Source organism: Priestia sp. FSL W8-0524 (genome assembly GCF_038005965.1).
Classification (GTDB): domain Bacteria; phylum Bacillota; class Bacilli; order Bacillales; family Bacillaceae_H; genus Priestia; species Priestia zanthoxyli.
The window spans coordinates 3,630,405-3,654,122 of record NZ_JBBOUG010000001.1 but is presented as its reverse complement, the minus strand read 5'-3'; the positions used below and the strand labels follow the sequence as shown (position 1 = coordinate 3,654,122).

General features: G+C 38.5%; 23 protein-coding genes. 17 read left to right on the top strand and 6 right to left on the bottom strand.

What is annotated here, in order from left to right:
- The first annotated feature begins 123 nt into the window (after positions 1–123).
- The gene (gene pfkA / locus NST66_RS19170; protein WP_028415086.1) at positions 124–1,083 is read left to right on the top strand and encodes a 6-phosphofructokinase; all 960 of its coding nucleotides are present in this window, start codon (positions 124–126) and stop codon (positions 1,081–1,083) included.
- 26 nt (positions 1,084–1,109) lie between these two features.
- On the opposite strand, the gene NST66_RS19165 is transcribed toward pfkA, so the two are convergent.
- Positions 1,110–1,253 (bottom strand): hypothetical protein, encoded by a 144-nt coding sequence (locus tag NST66_RS19165; protein WP_013058677.1) that lies wholly within the window; start codon positions 1,251–1,253, stop codon positions 1,110–1,112.
- Positions 1,254–1,411: 158 nt separating this feature from the next.
- On the opposite strand from NST66_RS19165, the gene NST66_RS19160 reads away from it, so the two are divergent.
- The 5 genes from NST66_RS19160 (at position 1,412) to safA (ending at position 5,626) form a co-directional block, all read left to right on the top strand.
- On the top strand, positions 1,412–1,810 hold the full coding sequence (locus NST66_RS19160; RefSeq protein WP_013058676.1) for a universal stress protein: 399 nt from the start codon (positions 1,412–1,414) through the stop codon (positions 1,808–1,810).
- Positions 1,811–1,822: 12 nt separating this feature from the next.
- Positions 1,823–2,542, top strand: coding sequence for an NAD-dependent protein deacylase (locus tag NST66_RS19155; RefSeq protein ID WP_340843648.1), 720 nt, complete (start codon positions 1,823–1,825; stop codon positions 2,540–2,542).
- Between the two features lie 114 nt (positions 2,543–2,656).
- Positions 2,657–2,887, top strand: coding sequence for a hypothetical protein (locus NST66_RS19150; protein WP_016765278.1), 231 nt, complete (start codon positions 2,657–2,659; stop codon positions 2,885–2,887).
- Positions 2,888–3,500: 613 nt separating this feature from the next.
- Complete coding sequence (locus NST66_RS19145) at positions 3,501–4,865, top strand: hemolysin family protein (RefSeq protein WP_028415084.1); 1,365 nt, start codon at positions 3,501–3,503, stop codon at positions 4,863–4,865.
- A 137-nt stretch (positions 4,866–5,002) separates the two neighbouring features.
- A complete protein-coding gene (gene safA, locus NST66_RS19140) occupies positions 5,003–5,626 on the top strand; it encodes a SafA/ExsA family spore coat assembly protein (RefSeq protein WP_074677042.1) in 624 nt (207 codons plus the stop codon).
- 40 nt (positions 5,627–5,666) lie between these two features.
- On the opposite strand, the gene NST66_RS19135 is transcribed toward safA, so the two are convergent.
- Positions 5,667–6,773 carry a mechanosensitive ion channel family protein gene (locus NST66_RS19135; protein ID WP_025750169.1) on the bottom strand — a complete coding sequence of 369 codons (1,107 nt, stop codon included), beginning with the start codon at positions 6,771–6,773 and terminating at the stop codon, positions 5,667–5,669.
- A gap of 292 nt (positions 6,774–7,065) precedes the next feature.
- On the opposite strand from NST66_RS19135, the gene NST66_RS19130 reads away from it, so the two are divergent.
- Positions 7,066–8,031 carry a bile acid:sodium symporter family protein gene (locus NST66_RS19130; RefSeq protein ID WP_028415083.1) on the top strand — a complete coding sequence of 322 codons (966 nt, stop codon included), beginning with the start codon at positions 7,066–7,068 and terminating at the stop codon, positions 8,029–8,031.
- Positions 8,032–8,188: 157 nt separating this feature from the next.
- Positions 8,189–8,641 carry a CBO0543 family protein gene (locus NST66_RS19125; RefSeq protein ID WP_028415082.1) on the top strand — a complete coding sequence of 151 codons (453 nt, stop codon included), beginning with the start codon at positions 8,189–8,191 and terminating at the stop codon, positions 8,639–8,641.
- Between the two features lie 60 nt (positions 8,642–8,701).
- Here NST66_RS19125 and NST66_RS19120 read toward each other — a convergent pair whose 3' ends face one another.
- Both NST66_RS19120 and NST66_RS19115 read right to left on the bottom strand, forming a co-directional pair.
- Entirely contained in the window at positions 8,702–10,135 is a 1,434-nt protein-coding gene (locus tag NST66_RS19120; protein ID WP_028415081.1) for an alanine/glycine:cation symporter family protein, read from the bottom strand.
- A gap of 277 nt (positions 10,136–10,412) precedes the next feature.
- Positions 10,413–11,033: a LysE family translocator gene (locus NST66_RS19115; protein ID WP_028415080.1), complete on the bottom strand. Its 621-nt coding sequence runs from the start codon at positions 11,031–11,033 to the stop codon at positions 10,413–10,415.
- 220 nt (positions 11,034–11,253) lie between these two features.
- Between NST66_RS19115 and NST66_RS19110 the strand changes: the two genes are divergently transcribed.
- Genes NST66_RS19110 through NST66_RS19100 form a run of 3 tightly spaced genes read left to right on the top strand, consistent with a single transcriptional unit; the run spans position 11,254 to position 13,622 of the window.
- Positions 11,254–11,736: a GNAT family N-acetyltransferase gene (locus tag NST66_RS19110; protein ID WP_033579878.1), complete on the top strand. Its 483-nt coding sequence runs from the start codon at positions 11,254–11,256 to the stop codon at positions 11,734–11,736.
- Complete coding sequence (locus tag NST66_RS19105) at positions 11,733–12,659, top strand: DMT family transporter (RefSeq protein WP_033579879.1); 927 nt, start codon at positions 11,733–11,735, stop codon at positions 12,657–12,659. The genes NST66_RS19110 and NST66_RS19105 overlap by 4 nt, the downstream gene beginning before the upstream one ends.
- Before the next feature lie 24 nt (positions 12,660–12,683).
- Positions 12,684–13,622: an MBL fold metallo-hydrolase gene (locus NST66_RS19100; protein WP_028415077.1), complete on the top strand. Its 939-nt coding sequence runs from the start codon at positions 12,684–12,686 to the stop codon at positions 13,620–13,622.
- A 341-nt stretch (positions 13,623–13,963) separates the two neighbouring features.
- Here NST66_RS19100 and NST66_RS19095 read toward each other — a convergent pair whose 3' ends face one another.
- Positions 13,964–15,193 carry an IS110 family transposase gene (locus NST66_RS19095; RefSeq protein WP_050691787.1) on the bottom strand — a complete coding sequence of 410 codons (1,230 nt, stop codon included), beginning with the start codon at positions 15,191–15,193 and terminating at the stop codon, positions 13,964–13,966.
- Positions 15,194–15,574: 381 nt separating this feature from the next.
- On the opposite strand from NST66_RS19095, the gene NST66_RS19090 reads away from it, so the two are divergent.
- Positions 15,575–16,426: a VOC family protein gene (locus tag NST66_RS19090; RefSeq protein WP_033579880.1), complete on the top strand. Its 852-nt coding sequence runs from the start codon at positions 15,575–15,577 to the stop codon at positions 16,424–16,426.
- Positions 16,427–16,900: 474 nt separating this feature from the next.
- Here the strand turns inward: NST66_RS19090 and NST66_RS19085 are convergent, their stop codons facing one another.
- Positions 16,901–18,286 carry a protoporphyrinogen oxidase gene (locus tag NST66_RS19085; protein ID WP_033579881.1) on the bottom strand — a complete coding sequence of 462 codons (1,386 nt, stop codon included), beginning with the start codon at positions 18,284–18,286 and terminating at the stop codon, positions 16,901–16,903.
- A gap of 221 nt (positions 18,287–18,507) precedes the next feature.
- On the opposite strand from NST66_RS19085, the gene NST66_RS19080 reads away from it, so the two are divergent.
- The 5 genes from NST66_RS19080 (at position 18,508) to NST66_RS19060 (ending at position 23,684) form a co-directional block, all read left to right on the top strand.
- Complete coding sequence (locus NST66_RS19080; RefSeq protein WP_340843647.1) at positions 18,508–19,833, top strand: metallophosphoesterase; 1,326 nt, start codon at positions 18,508–18,510, stop codon at positions 19,831–19,833.
- A gap of 158 nt (positions 19,834–19,991) precedes the next feature.
- Positions 19,992–20,411, top strand: a complete 420-nt coding sequence (locus NST66_RS19075) for a GtrA family protein (protein ID WP_033579883.1) — start codon at positions 19,992–19,994, stop codon at positions 20,409–20,411.
- Between the two features lie 37 nt (positions 20,412–20,448).
- Entirely contained in the window at positions 20,449–22,134 is a 1,686-nt protein-coding gene (locus tag NST66_RS19070) for a DUF6044 family protein (protein WP_154989809.1), read from the top strand.
- 12 nt (positions 22,135–22,146) lie between these two features.
- Positions 22,147–23,136 (top strand): glycosyltransferase family 2 protein, encoded by a 990-nt coding sequence (locus NST66_RS19065; protein ID WP_048019921.1) that lies wholly within the window; start codon positions 22,147–22,149, stop codon positions 23,134–23,136.
- Between the two features lie 107 nt (positions 23,137–23,243).
- Positions 23,244–23,684 carry a hypothetical protein gene (locus NST66_RS19060; RefSeq protein ID WP_028415071.1) on the top strand — a complete coding sequence of 147 codons (441 nt, stop codon included), beginning with the start codon at positions 23,244–23,246 and terminating at the stop codon, positions 23,682–23,684.
- The last annotated feature ends 34 nt before the right edge of the window (positions 23,685–23,718 follow it).

Sequence of the window (23,718 nt, the reverse complement as noted above, 5' to 3'; positions counted from 1 at the left end):
TATGTACATTTAAAATTTAACAAAGAAATATGTTGTGAATTACTACACAAAAAGTTCGAACTCGGGTAAAATGTAGAACTATAATATAGTAGTCATATATGTGACTTTGATGAGGTGAAAGTAATGAAAAGAATAGGTGTATTAACAAGCGGCGGAGATTCTCCAGGTATGAATCCTGCGGTTCGTGCTGTTGTGCGTAAAGCAATTCATGAAGGTATGGAAGTTTATGGTATCTTCCAAGGATATCAAGGATTAATAGAAGGAAATATTAAAAAGCTAGAAGTTGGAGATGTTGGTGACATCATTCAACGCGGCGGAACGATGCTTTATTCTGCAAGATGTCCAGAATTCAAAACAGAAGAAGGGCGTTTAAAAGGTATTGAAAACCTTAAGAAGCACGGTATTGAAGGCTTAGTAGTTATTGGTGGAGACGGATCATATATGGGAGCTGTAAAACTAACAGAGCTTGGTTTCCCTTGTATCGGCATCCCAGGAACGATTGATAACGACATTCCAGGAACAGATTTTACATTAGGATTTGATACGGCTCTTCATACGGTTATCGATGCAATTGATAAAATCCGTGATACGGCGACTTCTCATGAGCGTACGTTTATTATTGAAGTTATGGGGCGTAATGCAGGAGACATTGCTCTTTGGTCAGGTCTTGCTGGCGGTGCGGAAACAATCCTTATCCCAGAAGCAAAAGATGAGTTCCAAGAAATGGTTGATCGTTTGAGAAAAGGACAAGAGCGCGGTAAAAAGCACAGCATTATCGTAGTAGCTGAAGGTGTAGCTAATGGTAATGAAGTAGCGAAGCAGCTTCATGAAGCTGCAGGTATTGAAACGCGTGTAACAGTATTAGGACACATTCAGCGCGGTGGTTCTCCAACTGCTCAAGATCGTGTGCTAGGAAGCCGTTTCGGCGGTCGCGCAGTCGAACTTCTACTAGAAGGTAAGGGCGGCCGTGCAATCGGTATCCGTAAAAATGAAATTGTAGATTATGATATTATGGAAATTTTAGGTGAACCTCACCATATCAATGCTGATATGTACCGTTTATCTAAAGAACTTTCAATTTAATCCCAGTGTTTCTGAGGCGAAGCTTCTTATATAGAAGGAGTTTCGTCTTTTTTTGATTGCATGCCTGTCCCTTCACAGTGTTTGCATGTTTTCATGTAACCGATACCAGGAATAACAGCTAGCTTTCCGAGCCCTTTGCAAAAAGTACAAATTAATTCAAAACCAAACATTGGTTCATCCCCTCTGTACACGTTTTCTTTCAGTTTATCATAAAAGTAGACAAATAATTTTAAAAATTATAGAAATAATCAAAAAAATGATTACATTTGAACAGCGAGTGATATAGTAAAGAGAGAAGACCATTTTATAAAAGAGGAGAGGAAGCGTGATGTTTAAACGAATTTTACTTGCCTCAGATGGCTCAGAGCATGCAGCTAAAGCAACAGAAAAAGCCGTTCAGCTGGCTCAGCTGACGGAAAACAGTTTTATTCAAGTTATTTATGCAGTAGAGGGTGATTCAAGGTTAAAATCACTTAGCCGAGACGAGGAACGGGAAAGTCGGATACATACAACGGATGAAATTTTAAAGCAAGGAAACGTGGAGTATGAGATTACCTTTATGCACGGAGACGCGGCTAAAACAGTGATTCAATTTGCTAATCAAAATTCATTTGACCTTGTGGTAATAGGAAGCAGAGGGTTAAACCCTGTAAAAGGCATGCTGCTTGGAAGCGTTAGTTCTAAGATTGCACAGCAAGTAACAATTCCTGTGCTAATTGTTAAATAGGAGAGAAATGCAATGTCAAACCAGTACAAAGAATTAAAACAGCTCATTGATGATGCTAAACACATTTGTTTTTTTACGGGAGCAGGAATGAGCACAGAGTCGGGCATACCTGACTTTCGCTCTCAAAATGGCTTATATCGCCAAAACAAAAGCTTTGTGGACATAGTAGCTGCTGACTTCTATGAACAGTATCCTCATGAATTTTGGCCGCTGTTTAAAGAAATTTTTCATATTAAAATGCTGCATCAGTATAAAGCAAATACGGGCCATCGCTTTATTGCTGAACTAGAAGACGCCAAAACCGTGCGTGTGATTACGCAAAATATCGATGGGCTGCACCAAGATGCAGGAAGCACGAACGTTTTTGAAATTCATGGGTCCATTAAGAGAGCTCATTGTCCGAGGTGTAAAAAAGAGTATGACTTAGCGTATTTAAATCAGTCAGCTCTCCCACAATGTACAGCGTGTGAGCGCCTTTTAAAGCCAAATGTTGTTCTCTTTGGAGATGCCATTCATCAGTTCGATGAAGCAGTTACAGCAGCGCTGTCATCTGATTTATTCATCGTGCTTGGTTCATCGCTTGAAGTAGCACCGATTAATCAGATTCCGCTGCTTGTGAGCCGGTACAATCGTACAAATATGGTGATTATTAATAAAGAACCTACGCATTACGATTATTTGTTTGATTTGGTTATCTATGATTCCATTGGACAAGTGGTTGCAAATTTATAAGCGTCCATGCATGGACATAGCGCTTTTTTAGCATTTAGTGATAAAGTGTAGGGATGTATCATATGGTGTAGTACATCATCCATTCGCTAATGGATAGAAGGGATGTTTTTGCATATGAGTGGAGGCCTGAGAGTTTGTCTTTTCATTGTTGGTATTGCACTCAAAGTGACAGCTGTTTTGACTTTGATTTTTGAAATGAATCTTGTCCCTATTCACGGAAGGAGTCTCACTTATTATGCTGAAGCGATAGGTATGAAACTCCCCATTATCTGTTTTGTCCTTGGTTTTTTTTGTGTAGCAGCAAGCTTTTATTTGCCTGCTAAAAATCGCCGCACCAGTAAATAGCAAGGGCAGGAGACTAACTAAAACGTTTGACTGCAAAGTTTTTAACATTTAAAATAAAGTCAATAAGTTTAAAAAGAAATAGGATAATTATTCCTGAATCTTTTTAGATATACGGAAATAGAGGTGATTGGATGGGGCAGTGTACCACGTTGGCGAAGTAGCATTATATGCACCAGTGTCAAAGCGTACAATACAGTATTATACAAACCTACATTTGCTTCACGCATATCGCTCTTTATCACATAATCGCTCTTTTAAGGCGTTAACAGACTTTAACTTTATAAAGATTGGAAACTACTAAATTTTTTATAAATGAATTGGAAGAGAGAATCAGCGCTGAAGCAACATCATGAAATGAAGCGATGTGAGCCATTGCTTCACATCTAGAACAGCAGAATAAAGAATGACCTGCTACATTAACGAGTGAAACGTGAGATAAGGAAGAAAGGCTGGCAGTTTTGCTCCATATAAAAATGTTTATACATTTATCATGTGATTCCTCCTTATATGCACTTTTCCAAGTGATCAGTACAGGGATAGAGTTCTTTATCCAAATTTTTTATTTTTTAGGAGGTGAGTCCTTACTCGTTTTTAAACGAGCTAAGGAACTTGATTGGACATATTTAACTTGATTTTACTAGCGGTACTGATTGCATTAACTGCTTTTTTCGTTGCTACCGAGTTTGCGATTATTCGCGTGAGGAGTTCCAAAGTGGATCAGCTTATAGCAGAAGGGAGCAGCAATGCAAAAGCTGCGAAGCAAGTTATTTCAAATTTAGATGAATACTTATCTGCGTGCCAGCTTGGTATTACGATTACTGCGCTGGGAATTGGTTGGTTAGGAGAGCCTACGCTTTCGCATCTCCTGTCACCATTACTTGATCAACTAGGGATAAGCGGAGCGTTAACAAAAGTACTATCTGTTGCGATTTCTTTTGCGGTTGTTACATTTATAAATGTTGTGGTCGGAGAGCTTGCTCCGAAAACATTTGCAATTCAAAAAGCAGAGAAAGTCACTTTATTATTTGTTCGTCCGCTTATACTCTTTTATAAAGTAACCTATCCTTTCATTTGGCTATTAAACAGTTCTTCTCGTTTAATAACAGGGTTATTTGGTCTAAAGCCTGCTTCAGAAAATGAGCTTGCACACAGTGAAGAAGAGCTTCGCATCTTGTTATCAGAAAGCTATAAAAGCGGTGAAATCAATCAATCGGAGTTTAAATATGTAAGTAAAATTTTTGACTTTGATGATCGCGTTGCCAAGGAGATTATGGTGCCGCGTACGGAAGTCGTTTCAATTGACCAGGAAGATACGGTCGAATACATCCTTGAGATGGTCCAAGAAGAACGGTTTACCCGCTATCCGGTCATCGATGGAGATAAAGACCATATTATTGGAATGGTCAATATGAAAGAAATTTTAACCGAGATTGTCATGAACAACAGCAAGGAAAAAATAGATTTAAAACAGTATATCCGTCCTGTTATTGAAGTAATTGAATCGATTCCTATTCATGATTTATTGCTTAAGATGCAGCGTGAACGCATCCATATGGCTATTTTAATTGATGAATACGGTGGAACAGCAGGGATTGTAACAGTAGAGGATATTTTAGAAGAAATTGTCGGTGAAATTCGTGATGAATTTGATGCGGATGAACTTCCATTAATTCAGAAAGTCAAACCCGATCATTATATTGTAGATGGAAAATTATTAGTAAGTGAGCTTAACGAGCTGCTTGGCACGACAATTGATGATACGGATGTTGATACAATTGGAGGCTGGGTCTTAACGGAAAAATATGACGTCAAACAAGGAGAAAGCCTTAGCTTTGATCAGTATGATTTTACCGTTACGAAAATGGAAGGCCATCACATTCAATATATTGATGTGATTAAAAAACGTCAGGTACATCAAAGTACGGATGAAGCGGTTAATGTGTCGGACATGAACCAGTCACAGGCTTTATCTTCATAATAAGAAGGCGCATTGCGAAAGAGCAGTGCGTCTTTTTTATAAAGAAAGTGTGGAGGGAAGATGACAAAGTCATATGATGGAACTATGGGATAATATTACCGCTATGAATCTTGAAATCAATTTGCTTTAATAAAAGTATGAAAACTCTATCAAAACTTTTATTAGTAACATTGTTGTCTGTCACTCTAGCTTTTGGTCTTAATAACACTGCGCAAGCAGCAACCGTACATACCGTTCAATCGGGAGATACGATGTGGAAAATAGCAGTAAAATATCAGGTGGGCGTTTCCGAGCTGATTGAAGCGAATTCTGCTATTAAAAATCCTAATTCGATCTATCCGGGACAAAAAATTACCATACCAACAGATAAAGCGGGAAGTTCATACGAAGAGCAAGTGGTTCAGCTAGTGAATCAAGAACGTGCTAAAGTAGGGCTTAAGCCTTTAAAGTCTAATTGGGAAGTAGCTCGCGTGGCTCGCTATAAATCGCAGGATATGATTGATAAAAATTATTTCAGTCATACATCGCCTACGTATGGAAGTCCGTTCGACATGATGAAAAAATTTGGCATTACATACAGTACAGCAGGTGAAAATATCGCTGCTGGACAAGCAACTCCAAAAGAAGTGGTTAACGCATGGATGAATAGCGAAGGTCACCGTAAAAACATACTATCAAGTCAATTTACCGAAATCGGAGTAGGTTACGCTAAAGGCGGAAGCTACGGTCATTACTGGACTCAAATGTTCATTTCAAACTAAAGAAGAAAGGAAAAAAAGCTGACTACTAAGTCAGCTTTTTTTAGCTTCGAGCACTTTCTAGAAATTCTTTTGGATTGCCAGAAAGCTTTCCGTCCTGCTCAACGATGAGTGTGCGTGTAGGGAAAGCAAATTCTACGCCTTCTTCTTCAAGAATGTCCATAATTTCGAAGTTTATATTTTCTTTTACATCTAAGTAATCAGCAAAAACGGTTGTATTTGTAAAGAAATACAGATAGATATTTAAACTAGATTCATAGAAACCGTCAAAATTTACAAGAATCGTTTCATTGTGAATTTCTTCGTGCTCAGTCAGCATCTTTTTAATTCTTGCCACTACGGTTTCTAACTTTTCTTTTGGTGTATTATAATTCAAGTTTAAATGAAAGGCAATTTGACGTTTCCCCATTTTAGCCCAGTTAATAATAGGTTCATTAGAAAGAGTAGCATTTGGAACCGTTACGACTGCTTGAGCGAACGTTCGAACTTTGGTGCTTCGAAACGTAATATCTTCTACAACGCCTTCAACACTTGGTGTTTTAATCCAATCTCCAATGGTAAAAGGCTTTTCAGTAATAATTACGATTCCGCCGAATAAATTACTAACGGTGTCTTTTGCGGCTAGGGCAAAAGCAAGACCACCTAAGCCAAGACCCGCTACAAAGCCGTTTACGTTAAAACCCCATTCTTCTGCGATGATGGAGATAGAAAGCATAACAACAACGATGCGGATAAACTTTTCAATAAAAGGAATAATGATTCGATCCACTTGGATATCAAAATTTTTGGCAAACGTTGCAAAAAATAAATTGGTAGAAGCAGCTAAATTATACAAGCCCCATCCTGCAAGGCCAACAGAAGCTGAACGAACTAAATGTCTTTCCGTGTCGGCTGTTAAAACATCAAAGGGAAGATAGGGAAGAGCAAGCTTGAAACCAATAATCACAAAAATCCAGCGCAGCGGCTTTTCAAAAGCTTCTAAAACGCTCGTAATTAAATTGATTTTTTTATTTTTGACAAAACCAATAATAAACTTAAACAAATAAGTCGTGAAAAGCTTGCGAAGAATTAAAAAGATCAAAAAGATCCCAATCGCAATCACGATTTTTTTCCAATCATCTAATGATGATAGAGACTTCAAAAAATCCATACAATCCTCCTAGTTACCAAAACTGTGCTACAGTCCATTTATATCCGTCAATTGAAAGCATTCCTATGTAGAGTGTTCTTTACCCTAAATTCATGCTTTTTAAAAGCTTCTTCCCTATTAAAATAGCACAAAAATACCTGTAAATCTATTTAAGTGATAATTATGAATATATCTCTTTTTAGTAAAAGAGACAGACAATAGTCTGAAAATAAGTTGTATAATAAATAGGTGATATTATAAACATTAATTTATCTTATTATTTATTTAAAACGTTCGTTGGAGGGAGAAAGCTTTGTTAAGTCAATTAAATAGAATGCTAGAAAAATTGATGCCGTTTATTACGCCGCTCAGCTTGCTCATAGGAGTTCTTATCGGTTCATCATTAAGTCAGTATACCTTCTTAATTCCATGGCTTTTTGCATTAATGACGTTTGCCGGAAGTTTGAATTCAAACTTTCACCAATTAAATGCCACGATACATCGTCCATTTCCAATCATTATGGCTCTGTTTGTTTTACATATTTTTATGCCAGCATGGGCTTGGAGCGTTGGCCAAGTGATTTTTCCACATGATGTATTTACAAGCACGGGTCTTTTGCTAGCAGCAATTATTCCAACGGGAGTGACTAGTTTTATATGGGTCTCGATTTACAAAGGAAGCATTCCTCTTGCACTATCCATTATTTTAATTGATACTCTTTTAGCACCGCTTATCGTTCCTTATACGCTTTTATTGGTGGTTGGAGACACCGTACATTTGGAAGCGCTAAAGTTAGTCAAAGATTTATGTTTTATGATTGTCCTTCCATCTTTGTTAGGCATGTGCTTAAATCAATATACAAAAGGAACAATTAAGCAGACCTTAGGACCAAAGCTGGCACCTGTTTCGAAAATAGGGTTAAGTGTGATGGTTATGGTAAACGGGGGAGTGATTGCACCTTATTTAAAACATATTGATAAAAAACTGCTGTTTATTATCGTGATCGTCTTTTTAATGAGTTCAGCTGGTTATTTCTTCAGCTGGATGATTGGCAAATGGCTAAGATGGGACCGAGCAAAAGTTGTGACGCTTACGTTTTGCGGAGGCATGAGAAATATTAGCGCCGGAGCCGTATTAGCCGTATCTTATTTTCCAGCTCCCGTTGCTGTACCGGTCGTATTAGGGATGTTATTTCAGCAGGTATTAGCTGCTTTATCAGGGCGTTTAGTTCAAAACTATTACCAGAAAAAAGACGCTGAATTTGCTTCATTAAAATAAATGAAAAAAGCAAGGGACGAACCACAGTAATCATAAAGTAAGCACTCTGGTTTAACGATCAGAGATAAGATACTTTTACACTTGCTGCGTTCAAGATAATGAGATGATTAGAAAAAGGTGCGGTGTGGCATACTAGAAAGAAAAAGGTCGGATATTCTTGCTTATCAATATAGCGCTGGCGTTTGTTTTACCTTGGATTTTTGGCACCCTCTATTTACATCCTAGAAATCGTCGTTTACTGCCTTTAGTAGGAACTGCTTTTTGCATTTTAGCAATCGTTATCAATGAATTAGGGAGCTATTATGGCTTTTGGAAACTCCGGACTTCTTTAGAAAATGAAGCATTAGAAGCGCTGCCTTTTAATTTAGGTGTTTATCCTGTATTGGCCAGCTATATGATTTTTTTAATCCAGCGAATCGGAAAGCCTCATTTTTTTATTTTTCTTATAGCGCTGTTTACAACATTTTTAGAAGGAACGTATATGTATATGGAAAGAGTTATATACGGAAACGGATGGAATCTCGGCTGGACATTTTTTTCCTACTGGATTCCGTACAGCGTAATTTATTTATACTATAGGTATTTGGTTAGTCTTAGACTGCTTCACTAGAAGAAAAAAAGAAGTAAATTTGCACAATAAAAAAGCCGTGAATATTCACGGCTTTTTTTATTAGATCGCTTCTTTAGAGCTAGATTTATCTTTTGAATGATCCCATGCATCAATATTATCAAGTCCAGAAATGCTGTCTTGATAGAAGACAGGGTCTTTTCCAGCTTTCTTTTGGGCAAGATAATCTTTGAGTGCGGCAAAGGCCACTTTCGAGAGCAGGAGAATTGCGATTAAGTTGACTACTACCATAAAGCCCATAAACAGGTCTGCTAAGTCCCATACAAGCTGAATTTGAGAAATAGAACCGAACACGATCATTGCAAGCACAGCAACACGATAAGTCATCAGCCAAGCTTTATTTGTGTTCAAGAACTCAATATTTGTTTCTCCGTAGTAGTAGTTACCAATTAATGTACTAAACGCAAATAGGAAAATCATAATTGCAAGAGCACCTGTTGCCCAAGAACCAATATGAGTGCTTAAAGCAGCTTGTGTTAATTCAATACCGCTTAAATTTTTATTTGTATAAGCACCTGAAAGTAAAATGATAAAGGCAGTACTACTACAAATAATAAGCGTATCCGTTAATACACCAAAGGCTTGAATTAATCCTTGTTTTACCGGGTGGCTTGTTGTTGCAGCTGCGGCTGCGTTTGGCGCACTACCCATACCCGCTTCGTTTGAGAATAATCCGCGTTTAATTCCTTGCATAAGAGCTGCTCCAAGAGAACCGCCAGCAATTTGCTCGAAACCAAATGCATTTTTAACGATTAACGCAATAAGAGAAGGCATTTCTTGAATGTTCATAATAATAATGAAGAGTGCTACTGCAATGTAGGCAACAGCTAGTACCACAACAATGTATTCTGACATTTTTGCAATACGCTTAACTCCGCCAAAAATAATGGCAGCGAAAGCCACTGTCATAATAATTCCTAACACTAGACGATTCGTTCCGAACGCATTTTCAAACGCAAGGGTAATCGTGTTCGATTGTACAGCATTAAAAATTAAGCCAAAGGATAAAGTGATTAAGACAGCAAACAGTCCGCCCATCCAGCGCTTTTTTAACCCTTTTTCCATATAGTAAGCCGGTCCGCCTCGGAAGCCGCCGTCTTTGTCTTTTACTTTGTATATTTGTGCTAACGTACTCTCGACAAATGCTGAAGCTGAACCAATAACGGCAAGTACCCACATCCAAAATACAGCACCAGGTCCCCCTAAAGCGATCGCAATCGCAATACCTGTAATATTCCCCGTACCAACGCGGGCTGCCATACTGATACAAAACGCTTGGAATGGCGAAATTCCGTCTTTAGAAGAGCTATCCGCACCTTCTTTTAATACACGAATCATTTCTCTTAATAACCGAATTTGTAAAAACTTTGACCTGAATGTAAAAAACAAACCAAATGCAATCAGCATCGCAATCAGTAAGTAGGACCAAAGAAATTCGTTGATTGAACTAACAAAACCTTGAACTACTTCTTGCATAGTTTCACCTCTTCATGAATTATAGTAGAATAATAATAAAAAACGTGAATTTATAGAATTTTCCCTCTATTTAGATAGATCTCCCTATTTCCCCGCTGTTTTTCTTCATTATCCTTGTCGAATCTTGTTGCTAAATCTGAACCTTATATATATATAAAATAATAATTTTGGTCTTTTGTCAACTAACCTCACATGGAAAAATAGGGTGATATGACAAATGAAGCGGGTATGAAAAGGTGATAACAGCAGGGATGAAAGAAATTTCATTTTGTTTTACTTAATTGTTGCTAGAAAATAAAAGTTTTAGGCCAAGTACCCCAAAAACGGTTCCTTTTACATATTTTAATGTGTGCTGAAAGATACGGCTTTTTTTGACTTTTTTCCCAAGGCCAGAAGCAAATAGCGCAATAAGTGAAAAGATGATGAGCGTTTCGGCGATAAAGATGATCCCAAACAAAATCATCTGCAAACTTACATGTCCAAGAGACGAATTAACAAACTGCGGTAAGAACGTAATGAAGAAAATAGCTACTTTTGGATTGGTTAAGTTGCTAACAAATCCTTTTCTAAAGTGATGGTGGTGCTGAACGTTTTCTGTTAATTCCAACGGACCGCTTTTTTCGCGAAACGATTGGTAGGCTAAAAACAGCAGGTACAGAACACCTACAACCTTTAGAATCGTAAAGGCAATAATTGATTTTTGAAAGATAATAGATAGCCCCACTGCGGCTAAAAGAGTATGTACAAATGTTCCCGTAATGGATCCCAGTACGGTTTTGATGCCTGCTTTGACGCCTGAAGCAATACTTTGTGTCATTACAAAAATCATGTCTTGTCCTGGTATTAAGACAATGATAAGTGACACGGCTATGTAAGGTATAAGCCAAGAAAATGTCATGATAATTCCCTCCCAACAGAATTTTAACCATTTCGACAAAAAGTTCTCAAGAGTGTGTGCTAATGAATTAATAGTTTAATGGAGTAAAGCTAAGAAGGTATAAGAGCTTAAAAAGAGGTTATTCTCCTTAATAAAAATCAATAAAAGGTGTAGGAAAAAAATAGGTGGTGTTGTATAATAATTCGATATACTTAATTTTTATAGAAAGAAGGTAAAATTTATGAACTACTGTTTAGCACAGCCGGAGGACGCTGCTACAGTTCACGATCTTATGCTGCAAGCCTTCTCCGTCTATCGCGATTCTGTCCCACCTTCCAGTGCTCTTGATGAAACAACGGAATCTATTATGCAATCGTTAAAGCATGGAAAAGAAGCTGTCATTTTATACGTCGAAAATAAGCCCGTAGCGATGGCGCGCTTTACGCTAGAAGAAACGAGCTTATATTTTTACCGTCTGTCTGTTATCCCTGCTTTTCAAGGAAAAGGACTGGCTAAACGGCTTATTCAATGGTTAGAAACATACGCCAAAGAGTGTGGTAAGGAAAGTTTATCATGCAAGGTGAGAATGAGTGTTTCTCGTAATATAGCTTTATATGAATCAATCGGCTTTTACATAGAGGAAAAAGAAATCGTACATAGAGGGGGAGTGAATATTCCCGTAGTAAATATGAAAAAAGAGATTCTAAAAGGAGTAATGGCATGAATAAATCAACTCTTCCTTTACCGCCTCCTGTCTTTCTTTTAATCGGTGTATTAGCCGTTTCCTTTTCTTCTATTTTAATTAAATGGTCGGATGCGCCTGCTTCTATTTTAGGAATGTATAGACTGCTGTTTACCGTCCTTTTATTTTTACCGTTTTTACCATGGAGAAAAATGAAAATTCTTTTTAAAAACAGCACGGTAAAAGAATGGCTAATGCTAGCTGTATCAGGCGTGTTTTTAGGGCTTCACTTTCTGTTTTGGATGGAATCTTTTTCACATACAACAGTTGCTAGCGCTATGATTTTGACTGCGCTCGAGCCGGTCTTCGTAGTGATTGGAGCTTATTTTTTATTTAAAGAAAAAACAAGCAAAGTAGGAGTCATCAGTATTTTAATGGCTGTTAGCGGCTCGGTGATTATCGCATCGGGCGATATCGGAGTATCTAAAACGGCTCTTTACGGAGACTTACTTTCTGTTTTAGGTACAGTGGCCGTTTCTGTTCATATGCTGGCGGGGCAAGATCTATGCAGGAAAATGCCTCCAATCATCTATAGCTTCGCCGTTTTTTTAATCGGTGGACTGGTTCTATTTGTCTACAATATTTGTACAAACGTATCGCTGACTCAGTATGACACAAAGGATTGGTGGATCTTTTTGCTTTTAGCGCTTATTCCTAATATTTTTGGTCACGCCTTATTTAACTGGCTGTTAAAGTATGTAGGTGCTACAACGATTTCGATGGCTATTTTAGGCGAGCCAATTGGTGCCATCATTCTCGCCTATTTCTTGCTTGGAGAAATGACAACCATTTCTCAGCTAGCGGGAGGAATGATTGTGATGATTAGTGTGATGATCTTCTTAAAGTACAAAGCAGCAGAGCCCGAAAAAGTTATAGCTTTTCAAGAAAAGTCGAATATCAGCTAATGGGATAGGCAAGCAGCACCGAGTATGATACAGTTTATTTATCATTATTTACCATTTAGTAAAGAGGTTTTTATTAAACTACATAAAGCAGGTGTAAATATGCTGAAAAAACTAACGGACCACGTTTATTACTTTCCTCATTCTGAAGAAACGGATCGGCCGGTGCTCGGGCTTATATGCGGGGAGAAGTATAGTTTCCTCGTAGATGCTGGGAATTCTCCTGCGCATGCATCATCATTTTTAGAAGAAGTGGAAAAAATGGGAGCCCCTCCAATCAAAGGAGTAGCTATTACGCATTGGCACTGGGATCATACATTTGGCATTCATGCAATGAACAAATATACAATCAGCCATCATTTGACGAAGAAAAAGCTGGCCTATTTAAAGACACTGCGCTGGGACGATGATTCCTTGGATAAACGCGTCCAGGAAGGGGAGGAAATCGAATTTTGCCGGGATATGATAAAGAAAGAAATGCCGTGTCGAGAGACGTTAATTTTACGGGAGCCGGACGTAACGTTTCATCATCATATGGAAGTTGACCTAGGTGGAATCACTTGTTGCATTCAGCATATTGGAGGGGTACACGCGCAGGACTCGTCCGTTGTCTACGTCCCCAAAGAAAAAGTACTGTTTTTAGGTGATTGTCTATGTCCAGATTTTTATAGCGGTGACTGGAGTTATGATAAAGAAGACCTTGAGCGGATTCAGAGAGAACTTAAAAAATATGATGCGCAGTATTATCTTTCATCTCATTTTGACCCTGAAACTTCTGAGGAACTTTGGAGAGATTTAAACCAATTGAGTGCGATTGGAGAAATTGTAGGAAATGAAGTCGATTTAGAAAAAGCATGTTTTCAGTTTGAATGTGAAACGTATAAGAAGCCAACAAATGAGCAAAAAGAGAGAATACAGTATTTTGTTAATGGAAACGTCAAACGTAAAAGCAGAGAACTGTTTTGATAGTTTATGCATAGCCTAATGGTAAGTAAGCCCGCCTGTTCATACTATATTATGAGCAGGCGGGCTTATTTAATTGGTTATGCTGTGATATGAGTTTTAAGTTATGATAGTAAAATAAATAACTTGACGAAACAAAGTTATAAAAATATAATAAGTTACATAAAGTAAGTTAATTAAAAAATGATCTATTTAAAAGACCTGCGGTAGTATGTCAACTGAAAAATGAAAGAACGTAAAGTTATCAAAGGGCAATTTACTTAAAAAAAGCATCACGAAACTAGACCAGTAACGAATGTTATTTACTGGAAAATATTTGAAAGGTAGCGATGACAAGTTTTATGTCATATTTTCACGCCCCTTTCTGGCGTAAAGAGTTGGTGACTGCGTAGTAGCGCATCCACCAATCGCACGAGTTTTCTTGCGGTTAGAACGAGTGCACGTTTGTGTTGATGTTTTGGTACTTCACTGTACTTTTTCACGTAGTAATCCCGGTAATCTGGAACTTGCTTTCGTACGGAGTTGGCGGCTTCAACTAAGTAATATCGCAAGTAGTGGTTACCGTTACGTGATAGGGACGTGTCTTCGGCAGTAAAGCGCCCAGACTGATGCTTTCGCCAGTATAGACCTGCGTATTTTGCTACTTTAGCTTCATCATCAAACCGGTCTATTTGGCCAATTTCAGCTATGATACCCGCAGCGAATACGGGACCAATTCCAGGGATGGATTCAAGCGTGTGTGTCAATCCAGCCATCAGTTTTTTGATCGCTTTGTCAATTTCTTTTATCTGCTTTTGGAAGGTGCGAATGACCTCGATCGAGGTCCCAAGTATCACATCCATGGAATCTTCCACTACCTTGTCCAAGCGATACGAAGATCGCACGGCTTTCTGAATGGAGGTTGCCACACATTTCGGGTCACCAAATCGGTTTTTCCCTTTCTCTTGAAGGAATGCTGCTAGTTCCTCCAGTGGTAGGTGGGCTAGTTCTTCCAAGCTGTATTTCTCTAAGAAAAGCTCCATCATTGCGTTACCGAAGACCGAGGAGTCTACTTCTTGAGAGAAAGTATTACACTTATAGCTTAGGTGTTGAAGAAAATGCTGCTTTTCTTTTGTCATCATACGAATGAGTTGGTAACGGGACCGAGTCAGTTGTTGTAAGGCCACGTATTGGCTTTCTTTGACCACTGACATCTGGTTACGTCCAAAACGTAAGTAATCCGCAATGATAAAGGCATCGATTTCATCTGTTTTGTTCATGTCCGAATAGCTTTTCTTAAAATTAGCTATTTGTTTAGGGTTCATGACAAACACCTTGGCACCGAAGACTTTTAAGTCTTCATCATGATGGAGAAACATCGACGGGTGAAAACTATAGACCGATGTAGATTCTAAGCCAATCTTTAAGACGTCAACTTCTTGATCGCCTATGCAGTCCAATAAACGCTCTTTAAGCAACGTCGCGCCTGGTAAGTCATTGGTGACGGTAAAGGCATTCAGCTTTTCTCCTTCACCATTTAAAATGCATACTTTCATATCAAACGAACTTACATCTAAACCAACAAATAATCTCACGGGAGAGACCTCCTTTCGATTTAGAATCACTTGGCATTTCCTTGGACGTCTCGAGATATCTCTAGTGTGTACGCCGACCAACAACCTCGTGTATCAGAGCTTCCCCTGCATTCGAAAGCCGCCATAGAGCTACTACCCTCTAGGTTCGAATGACAGGCTGCTCAGCCTGCGAGTAGGGAGTCCCGCGCGTTCACTGAGAAACAGTCTTACATTGTGGTTAATCCACAGGAGAAAGAAGAATTGTCCCAAATGATCCTATGATCATTATCTAGAAATATCTTGAGACGTCCAAGTAATATGTTATTTAGTTTATTAATTAATATGGAAACAGATCTTAGCTCCTAAATAGGGCTTAAATATAATATACGAGGAGAAATAATCATGAACTTTCACCGTGCACCCCATGTATTTGTTGGGAAAGTAAATTTAAAAGTAGAAAATTTAGAGCGTTCACTTGCTTTTTATCAGCAAATAATCGGGTTTAAACTTTTAGGGAGAAAAGAGAACAAAGCCTTGTTAACAGCTGATGGACGCACGGCGCTTTTATCGATTGAACAGCCGGAAAGCGTTACAGCAAAACAGCCTCGTACAACAGGCTTATATCATTTTGCTCTATTGTTGCCGACTCGTTCTGATTTAGGAAGTATTCTGCAGCATCTGTTAAATAGCGGTTATCCGCTTCAAGGGGCGTCTGATCATCTAGTGAGTGAAGCGCTGTACTTGGCAGATCCAGATGGAAACGGCATAGAGATTTATCGAGATCGTCCGTCAAGTACATGGGAATGGAATGACAGTGAAGTAGTAATGGCTACAAAACCTTTAGACGCAGAAGCGATATTATCTGAAGGAAACGGTAAACCATGGACAGGATTACCTTCAGCTACCTTAATGGGACATATTCACCTTCACGTTTCTGAATTAGAGCAAACGGAAAACTTTTATCGAAATGGATTAGGTTTTGAGGTTGTGAGCAATTACCATAATCAAGCCTTGTTTATTTCAACTGGCCGCTATCATCATCACATCGGACTAAACGTTTGGAATGGAATTGGAGCGCCTAGTCCTCTTGAAAACAGCGTTGGTTTGGACTCATTTACACTTGTTTTTCCAGCTGAAGAAGCAAGGGAACAGGCAATAAATCAGCTTCGTGAAATCGGAGCAGCTGTGTCTAAAGAAAACCAAGATTTCATCACAAAAGATCCATCAGGAAATATAATTAGATTAGTCCTTTAACATAAAAGCTGCCGCAGTTGGCAGCTTTTATTTATCGCAATGTTCGTCAAAATAGGCAAGAAATGTACACTTTTTTCTCAAATAGTAAGATGATAATGGCGAAAATAGTGTTATTTTCAGGGAAATAAACGAAGAGTCTTATGCTTAAAAAAGTTTGTAAACAAGCGTGCGTGGGAATAAAATACATATCAAGCATCATTTCTTATCATTATTAAATCTTTATATAAAGTCTTTCCATATAAAACCTTGAAGGAAGGGAGCGGAAACCTGTGAGATATAAAGTGAAACATTGGCTTAGATTAACTTCAGACGAGCGCTATCTTGTATTGTTTGCTACTGCTGCTTTGCAAAAAGAAAAGCGATAAAAGAGTTGTTAATAGTAAGGAAAGTAGCTTTATATGCTAACGAAAAGGTAATAAAAGGCCTGAAAATAATATATTTATTTTCAGGCCTTTTATTGTTTTCAAACCTTGTTTAAGTCAACTGTTGAGAGATAGCTTCGGCCGTTTGTTTGCCGTTTGTTATACACGCTGCAATCCCCACTCCATAGTAAGAACAGCCGGCTAATGTAATAGCGGGGTGCTTGTCATACAATTTTTGAGTCAAGCTGCGTACGAGTTCACCGTGTTTAAGGTGATAGGTAGGCATCAATTTATCCCAATTTGTTACGTCGCTTTCAATGGGCTGCTCTTTGATCCCTAAGCTGTTTTTAATGTCCTTTTGTGCCACTGCTAGCAGCTCTTCTTTTGACATCGTCCGCAGGCTGTCAAAGTGGTGACTCGTGCTTTTATAAAACAGGCGAACTAACAAATTCCCTCGCTTAGAGGTGTGAGCCCATTTTTTGCTCGTCCACGTGCAGGCATTGGCGATTAAGTTGCTTGATTGAGAAGCAATAAACCCGGTGCCTTCAGCGGGAAGGTATTCGTCTGGAACGTCATAGCCGATGTACACGCTAATGAGAGAAGAATCTTTTAACTGCTCAAAGTCTTCGTTTAATTCGGGATCGTTCAACAGGTGCTGAGCAGCCGTGTGCGGTGTAGCTAACACCACGTAATCCGCTGAATGGGCTTGCCCCGGCGTACTGATTTGGTAGCGTTCACCGTTCCGTTTTATGCTGGTGGTTGGCGTATCTTTTAAAATCGTTACATCAGAAAGCTCTTCTTCTAAGCGGTGAATAATCGTTGATAAACCTTGTTTAAACGAAATGAATTTTTTATTTCCTGCCGTTTTAAATTTTTTTTCATTGGCGCCCATTCCTTTGATGATGCTGCCGTACGTGTTTTTGTAGTCGAGCAGATACGGGAGAGTCGAAGAAATCGTGAGCTTGTCTAAATCGCCAGAGTAGACGCCCGATAAAATAGGTGCAATTTGCTTTTCTACTAGCTCTTCTCCTAAAAAATGTTTTAAAAAGAGTCCAATCGAGCTGTCTTTCGTAAACGTTGTATTTTTAGTAATTAAGTCTTTTAAAGCTGTAATTTTCGCTTTTGAAGAAATCAGCTCGCTTTTAAAAAGAGATTCCACGCTTGTTGGAATACCGAACATGGTATCTTCAGGAATTGGAAGCAGCTCATTAGCAGAGTAAATAAATGATTTGCCCGTTTCGTTATAGACTAAATCGTTTGTTAAGTACAGCTCTTCTAGCAGAGGCATAACGTTTTCTTTTCGAGCCACAATAGAATCCGCCCCTGTTTCCATAATAAATTCCCCAGCTTCACGCGTATTGATTTTCCCTCCTAGATGGGGATGTTTCTCTAGTAATAATAATTTAAGCGGAAGATTACGTTCTCGTTTTAGTTTCTGCAAATAGTACAGAGTGGTTAAGCCCGTAATTCCTCCTCCAATAACAGCGACCGTTTTCAAAATATTCACTCCTACATTTTCAACAATTAGTCTGTAATATACGAAAATCATACCACTATGACTAGGAAAAGTGTAATGAATTGATTGTGAACATAGTGTATGCAAACACGAAAAGAAATATTGAAACTATACGATTAGATATTTTGAAATTACATAAAATAAAAGCTCATACACGTAGAGAAAATGACTGAGACGCAGCAGTGAAGGAAGGAGGAAGCATCATGCTCGGCGGTTTTATGGAAACGCTGAAAAAAGACTGGCTCGCTTTAGTATTAATAAGTGTTCTTATATGCGGGATTACCTTAAATGTACGAGCTGAAGAGAAGAGCGGACGAAGCGGATACATCGAACCAAAGCTAGTTTTTCCTGTGATCAGTGATGTTCATATTAAGGAAACAGGAACGCTTGATTTGCGTACTTTTCAACATGCATTAACGCAATTAAATGAACAGGCACCGAAACAAGATGCATTTGTAGTCGTAGGAGATTTGGCCGACACAGGCGCATTAAAAGAATACGATCGCTTTTTTTCTATTTATAATCAAAATAAACAGTCGCAGGCCGTGTCTCTTTTTACAATTGGCAACCATGAATACCGGGACAGTGTAACCAATCAGCAAGCGCAGCAGCGTTTTTTATCTAAAACCAAAATGAAGTCTCTTTACTTTCATCAAGTGATAAAAGGATATCATTTTATCATGCTTGGAACAGAAAGCCGTCTGACCGCCGGTGATTATTCAATCAAACAAATTAACTGGCTTGCTGAACAGTTGAAGATAGCAAAGCGAGACGATCCTAAAAAACCGATTTTTGTCTTTATTCATCAGCCTATTAACAATACATTGTACGGGAAAAACAGATGGGGGATAGAAGTGAATGAACAGCTTCTTTACAATACGTTAAAACCTTATCCGCAGGTCATTACGTTTTCTGGTCATACCCATCATCCGTTGGACGACCCTCGTACTATTTTCCAAAGAGATTTCACCTCTCTTGCAATGTCTTCTGTTCGGTATATATGGCCTGGTGCTGGATATTTACAAGGTGAACTTCCTCCTGGCTACCGAGATGTGAGTCAAGGTCTTCTTGTAGAGGTTTATAATCGAAAAGTAGTCGTTAAAAGGCGGGATTTTCACGCAAATAAGTGGACGGGAGAAGCGTGGGAAATTGACATACCTGCAGATACAAAAAAATTTCACTACACGAATGAGCGAGATTTAGTAAAACCGATTTTTCTTCCAAGCTCTACTATTTCTGTTATACAAGAAAAAGCTTCAGCAAATCAGCTTTATATCCAGTTTACGCAAGCGGTGGATAATCTGATGGTTCATTCTTATCGCATTACCGTCAAAAATAAAGAAACTGGAAAAGTGGTCAAAACATATAATGCATTTTCTCAATATTACAGCGATCCTGTTCCGGATGTTTTAAGTCTTCCGTTATCCGGTTTGCAGCCTCATACTGCGTATCAAATAGAAGTAGCGGCAGTGGATGCGTTTGATAATCAAAGCGATCAAAAATTAATGATTGAAGGCTCTACTAAATAGCTGAAAGAATCCTGATTTTTATTGATTCTTTTAGCTTTTTTTCATCTGTTTTTAATGTTATTTTCATTAGATTTTTAAGTGGAGTTGCTACACTGAAACTGTATTTAAAGTCATAATATGTAATTTTTATGAAAGTATCAAAATCAAAAGGAGTTTATATGAAAGGATCTTTTGTACGTTTTTTAGTAGTGGGACTGGTCAATACAGCAGTAGGTCTCTCCATTATGTATGTGCTGCTTCATATCTTTCATCATTACTGGATAGCGACGTTCGTCGGCAATGCAGCGGGGGCAGTCGTCAGCTACGTGTTAAATCGAATATTTACGTTTAAAAGCGGAGTTCATTTATCAAAAAGCATACTGCGTTTTATTTTAGTTATTGGCATTTGCTACGGCTTGTCTTACTATATTGGACTGCAGTTCTCCAGCTGGTTATTGCATCAACTTCCTGTTGCGGTGCATCCGTTCAAAAAAGACGTCGGTATATTAATTGGAACAGGTCTGTATACGCTTTTAAATTATACGGGTCAAAAATACTTTGTATTTAATACAAAAAAAGAAGCAGTCGTCCACGATTAGCTTTTAGTCATTATGAAATGGAAATAGGTGTTAACAGATGAAGAAAGAAACAGCTATGAATAAAGAAAAAACATTGCTTATTATCGCTTTCCTTTTGCTGCTTGCGTATGTATCTCCTATGTTTTTGCTTGGGGAAAATTCACATATACGCGTGCATGATAATTTAGACTCAAATATTACGTGGTATAAAGTTCTGCATCGAAGCGGAGAGCTGTTTGGCTCCAGTCATGCCGTATTACCTCAAATTATTAACGGATTGCCGAGGAATACGTTTGGAACAGAATTTAGCGGTATCCAGTGGCTGTATGGTGTATTCCCGACCATGCTTGCATACAGCCTGAGTCAAACGATCACGCGCGTATTTGCTTTAATTGGAATGTATTTATTATTAAAAAAGCATTTTATTAAAAGCAAGGATGCGTATGCGATTCGAGTGCTTGTATCGCTTGCTTTTGCACTTACGCCATTTTGGCCTTCGGGCATGCTGAGTACATTAGGACAGCCGCTAGCGCTGTGGGCGTTTTTAACCATTCGAAACCGCGAAGGAACGTGGAAGGAATGGCTTACACTTTTACTGCTCCCGTTTTACGCGAGCTTTGTGCTCGGGTTTTTCTTCTTTTTAGCAGCGATGGGGCTGCTATGGCTAAGAGACGTAGTAAAAAAACGAGCGTGGAATATTCCTTTTTTAAGCAGTATTGCAGCGATGACTGCTGTCTTTCTGCTCATTGAATACCGACTTGTTGATTCGCTTTTATTTCCGGAGGCCCCGACGAGTCGAAATGAATTTTTAAGCTCTACTCTAAGCTTTGGACATTCCGTTCGCCTTGCTTTGAAGAACTATACGCTCGGGCATACGCATGTAATGACGCTTCATACTTTTGTCATTTTACCGCTTTCTTTTGTCGTATTGTGGTTTGTTGCTCGAAATCGCAAGGAAAAGCTTGACAAAACGTTTTTGCAGTTATTTATTCTTAATCTACTACTGTCGATTTGGTATGCGTTTTGGTTTTATAAAGGTTGGGAGCCGCTAAAAGAAAAATATCAGCTTTTTAATACGTTCAACTTTGCTAGATTTCACTTTTTACGCCCGCTCATTATTTATTTGATGTTTGCCGTTGGCAGCTATGTTTTATGGAAAAGGAGCAAGGCGTGGAAAAAGTTTGTGTGGGTATGTTTGATTTTACAGCTGCTTGTGTTATTTATAGCAAATCCTGAACTTTACTATCGCTACAATCACGAGCCTTCAGTCAAAGAATTTTATGCTGTGCATCAGTTTGATGAAATAAGCAGATATATTGGAAAACCTAAATCATCTTATCGCGTAGCGAGCATAGGGCTTCATCCATCAATTGCTCAGTATAACGGCTTTTATACGCTAGATACGTATAACAACTTCTATCCGTTAACATATAAACATGAGTTTCGCAAAATTATTGCCAAAGAGCTTGATAAAAATAAAAAACTAGAAAGCTACTATGATCACTGGGGCAATCGCTGCTATGTGTTTGTTAGCGAGCTAGGTAAAAAATATGATTACCGAAAAGACTCAACGAAAAAAATTCGTCATTTGCAGCTTAATATCAGCCAATTTAAAAAAATGGGCGGTCGCTATATTTTTTCAGCTGTGCCAATTGAAAATGCTGAAAGCGACGGTTTGCACTTTTTAAAAGCATTTAACGATAAACAGTCCGCTTGGAAAGTGTATGTATATGAAGCAAAGTAAGGGGGCAATAACATGAACAGACCTATTTTAACGATCGTGGTTCCATGCTACAACGAAGAAGAAGTATTCACAGAGACGTCTTTTCAATTAACTACTGTAGTAAAAGAACTGATTAATGAACGACTTGTATCAAGTGAAAGCACTATTTTATTTGTAGACGATGGAAGTAAAGACAGCACGTGGTCGCTTATTGAAAAAGAAAGCTGCAGCAATTTGTTTGTAAAAGGGTTAAAGTTAGCGCGAAATGTAGGACATCAAAATGCTTTGCTTGCAGGACTAGAAGCAGCTCATAAGCAATCTGACTGCGTCATTTCCATTGACGCGGATTTGCAAGATGATATCAGTGTCATTCGTACTTTTGTAGAGAAATATTGGCTTGGGTATGAAGTTGTATATGGCGTTCGAGACAGCAGAGAAACCGATACATTTTTCAAACGAACCACGGCAGTAGGGTTTTATCGTTTTATGAACAAGCTAGGAATTCAGCTTGTTCAAAATCACGCTGATTTTCGCCTTATGAGCAAACGTGCTCTTGGTGAACTCATGAAATATAAAGAAGGAAACGTCTTTTTGCGGGGCCTTGTACCATTAGTAGGATTTCGCTCCACGGAAGTCACATATGACCGCAAAGAACGGACGGCGGGTGAGTCAAAATATCCGCTAAAGAAAATGCTCGCTTTTGCATTTGACGGGATTACGTCTTTTAGCGTAGCACCTATACGCTTACTGACGCTGCTTGGAGGAGCTTCGTTTCTCTTTAGTATTTTGTTTGGCATTTATGCGCTGATTCAAAAATATTTAGATCATACGCAAATTGGCTGGACGTCTCTTATTTTATCAATTTGGCTTGTAGGCGGCCTGCAGCTAATGGGAATAGGTCTTGTCGGAGAATACATTGGCAAGATTTTCAACGAAGTGAAACAGCGTCCTAAATATGCGATTGAAAGAGATTTATATACAAAACACTCGTTAGACACACAAAAAGATTTGCTGATGCATTAATTAAGAAGCTTCTCCTGAATGGAGAGGCTTTTTTGTTAAAGTGTTTATCATAATTTTTAAGGTAATAGGAGATGCTACTACTAAAATTTCTAAGGAGATCAAAATCTATGAAAAGACTACTTTATACAGTCAGCACTTTTTGTTTTGTTTGGCTTGCTTTTGCAACCATTCATGTCAGCGCTCTTTCGATTGAGAAACTTCCAATGAAGAAATCATCTGAACAATGGTCGGTCGAACTGACAAAAGCGAGCATGACGGGAGATAATCAGCTAAAGTGGAAAAATAACGTCTATCATACATATGGATTAACCGTTGAAAACATTGGAAAAGACGTAGAGCGTGTGCAGGTCCAAGCTTTTCGGCACGAAGGAAAAAATAAGGCGAAATACAGCTTGTTTTCTCCTATTGAAAGGTCTAACTTAAGCAAAAGCGGTCAGCGTTTTCGCTATGCCAATTTTGCTGTTCCTGGAAAAGCGGCAGGCTTAGACATCATGATTAACTGGACGGATGAACAAGGCAACCATCAAGAACATTTTGAATTTAAATAAAAGTCTTCGCTTAGGCGAAGACTTTTTTTTGCAG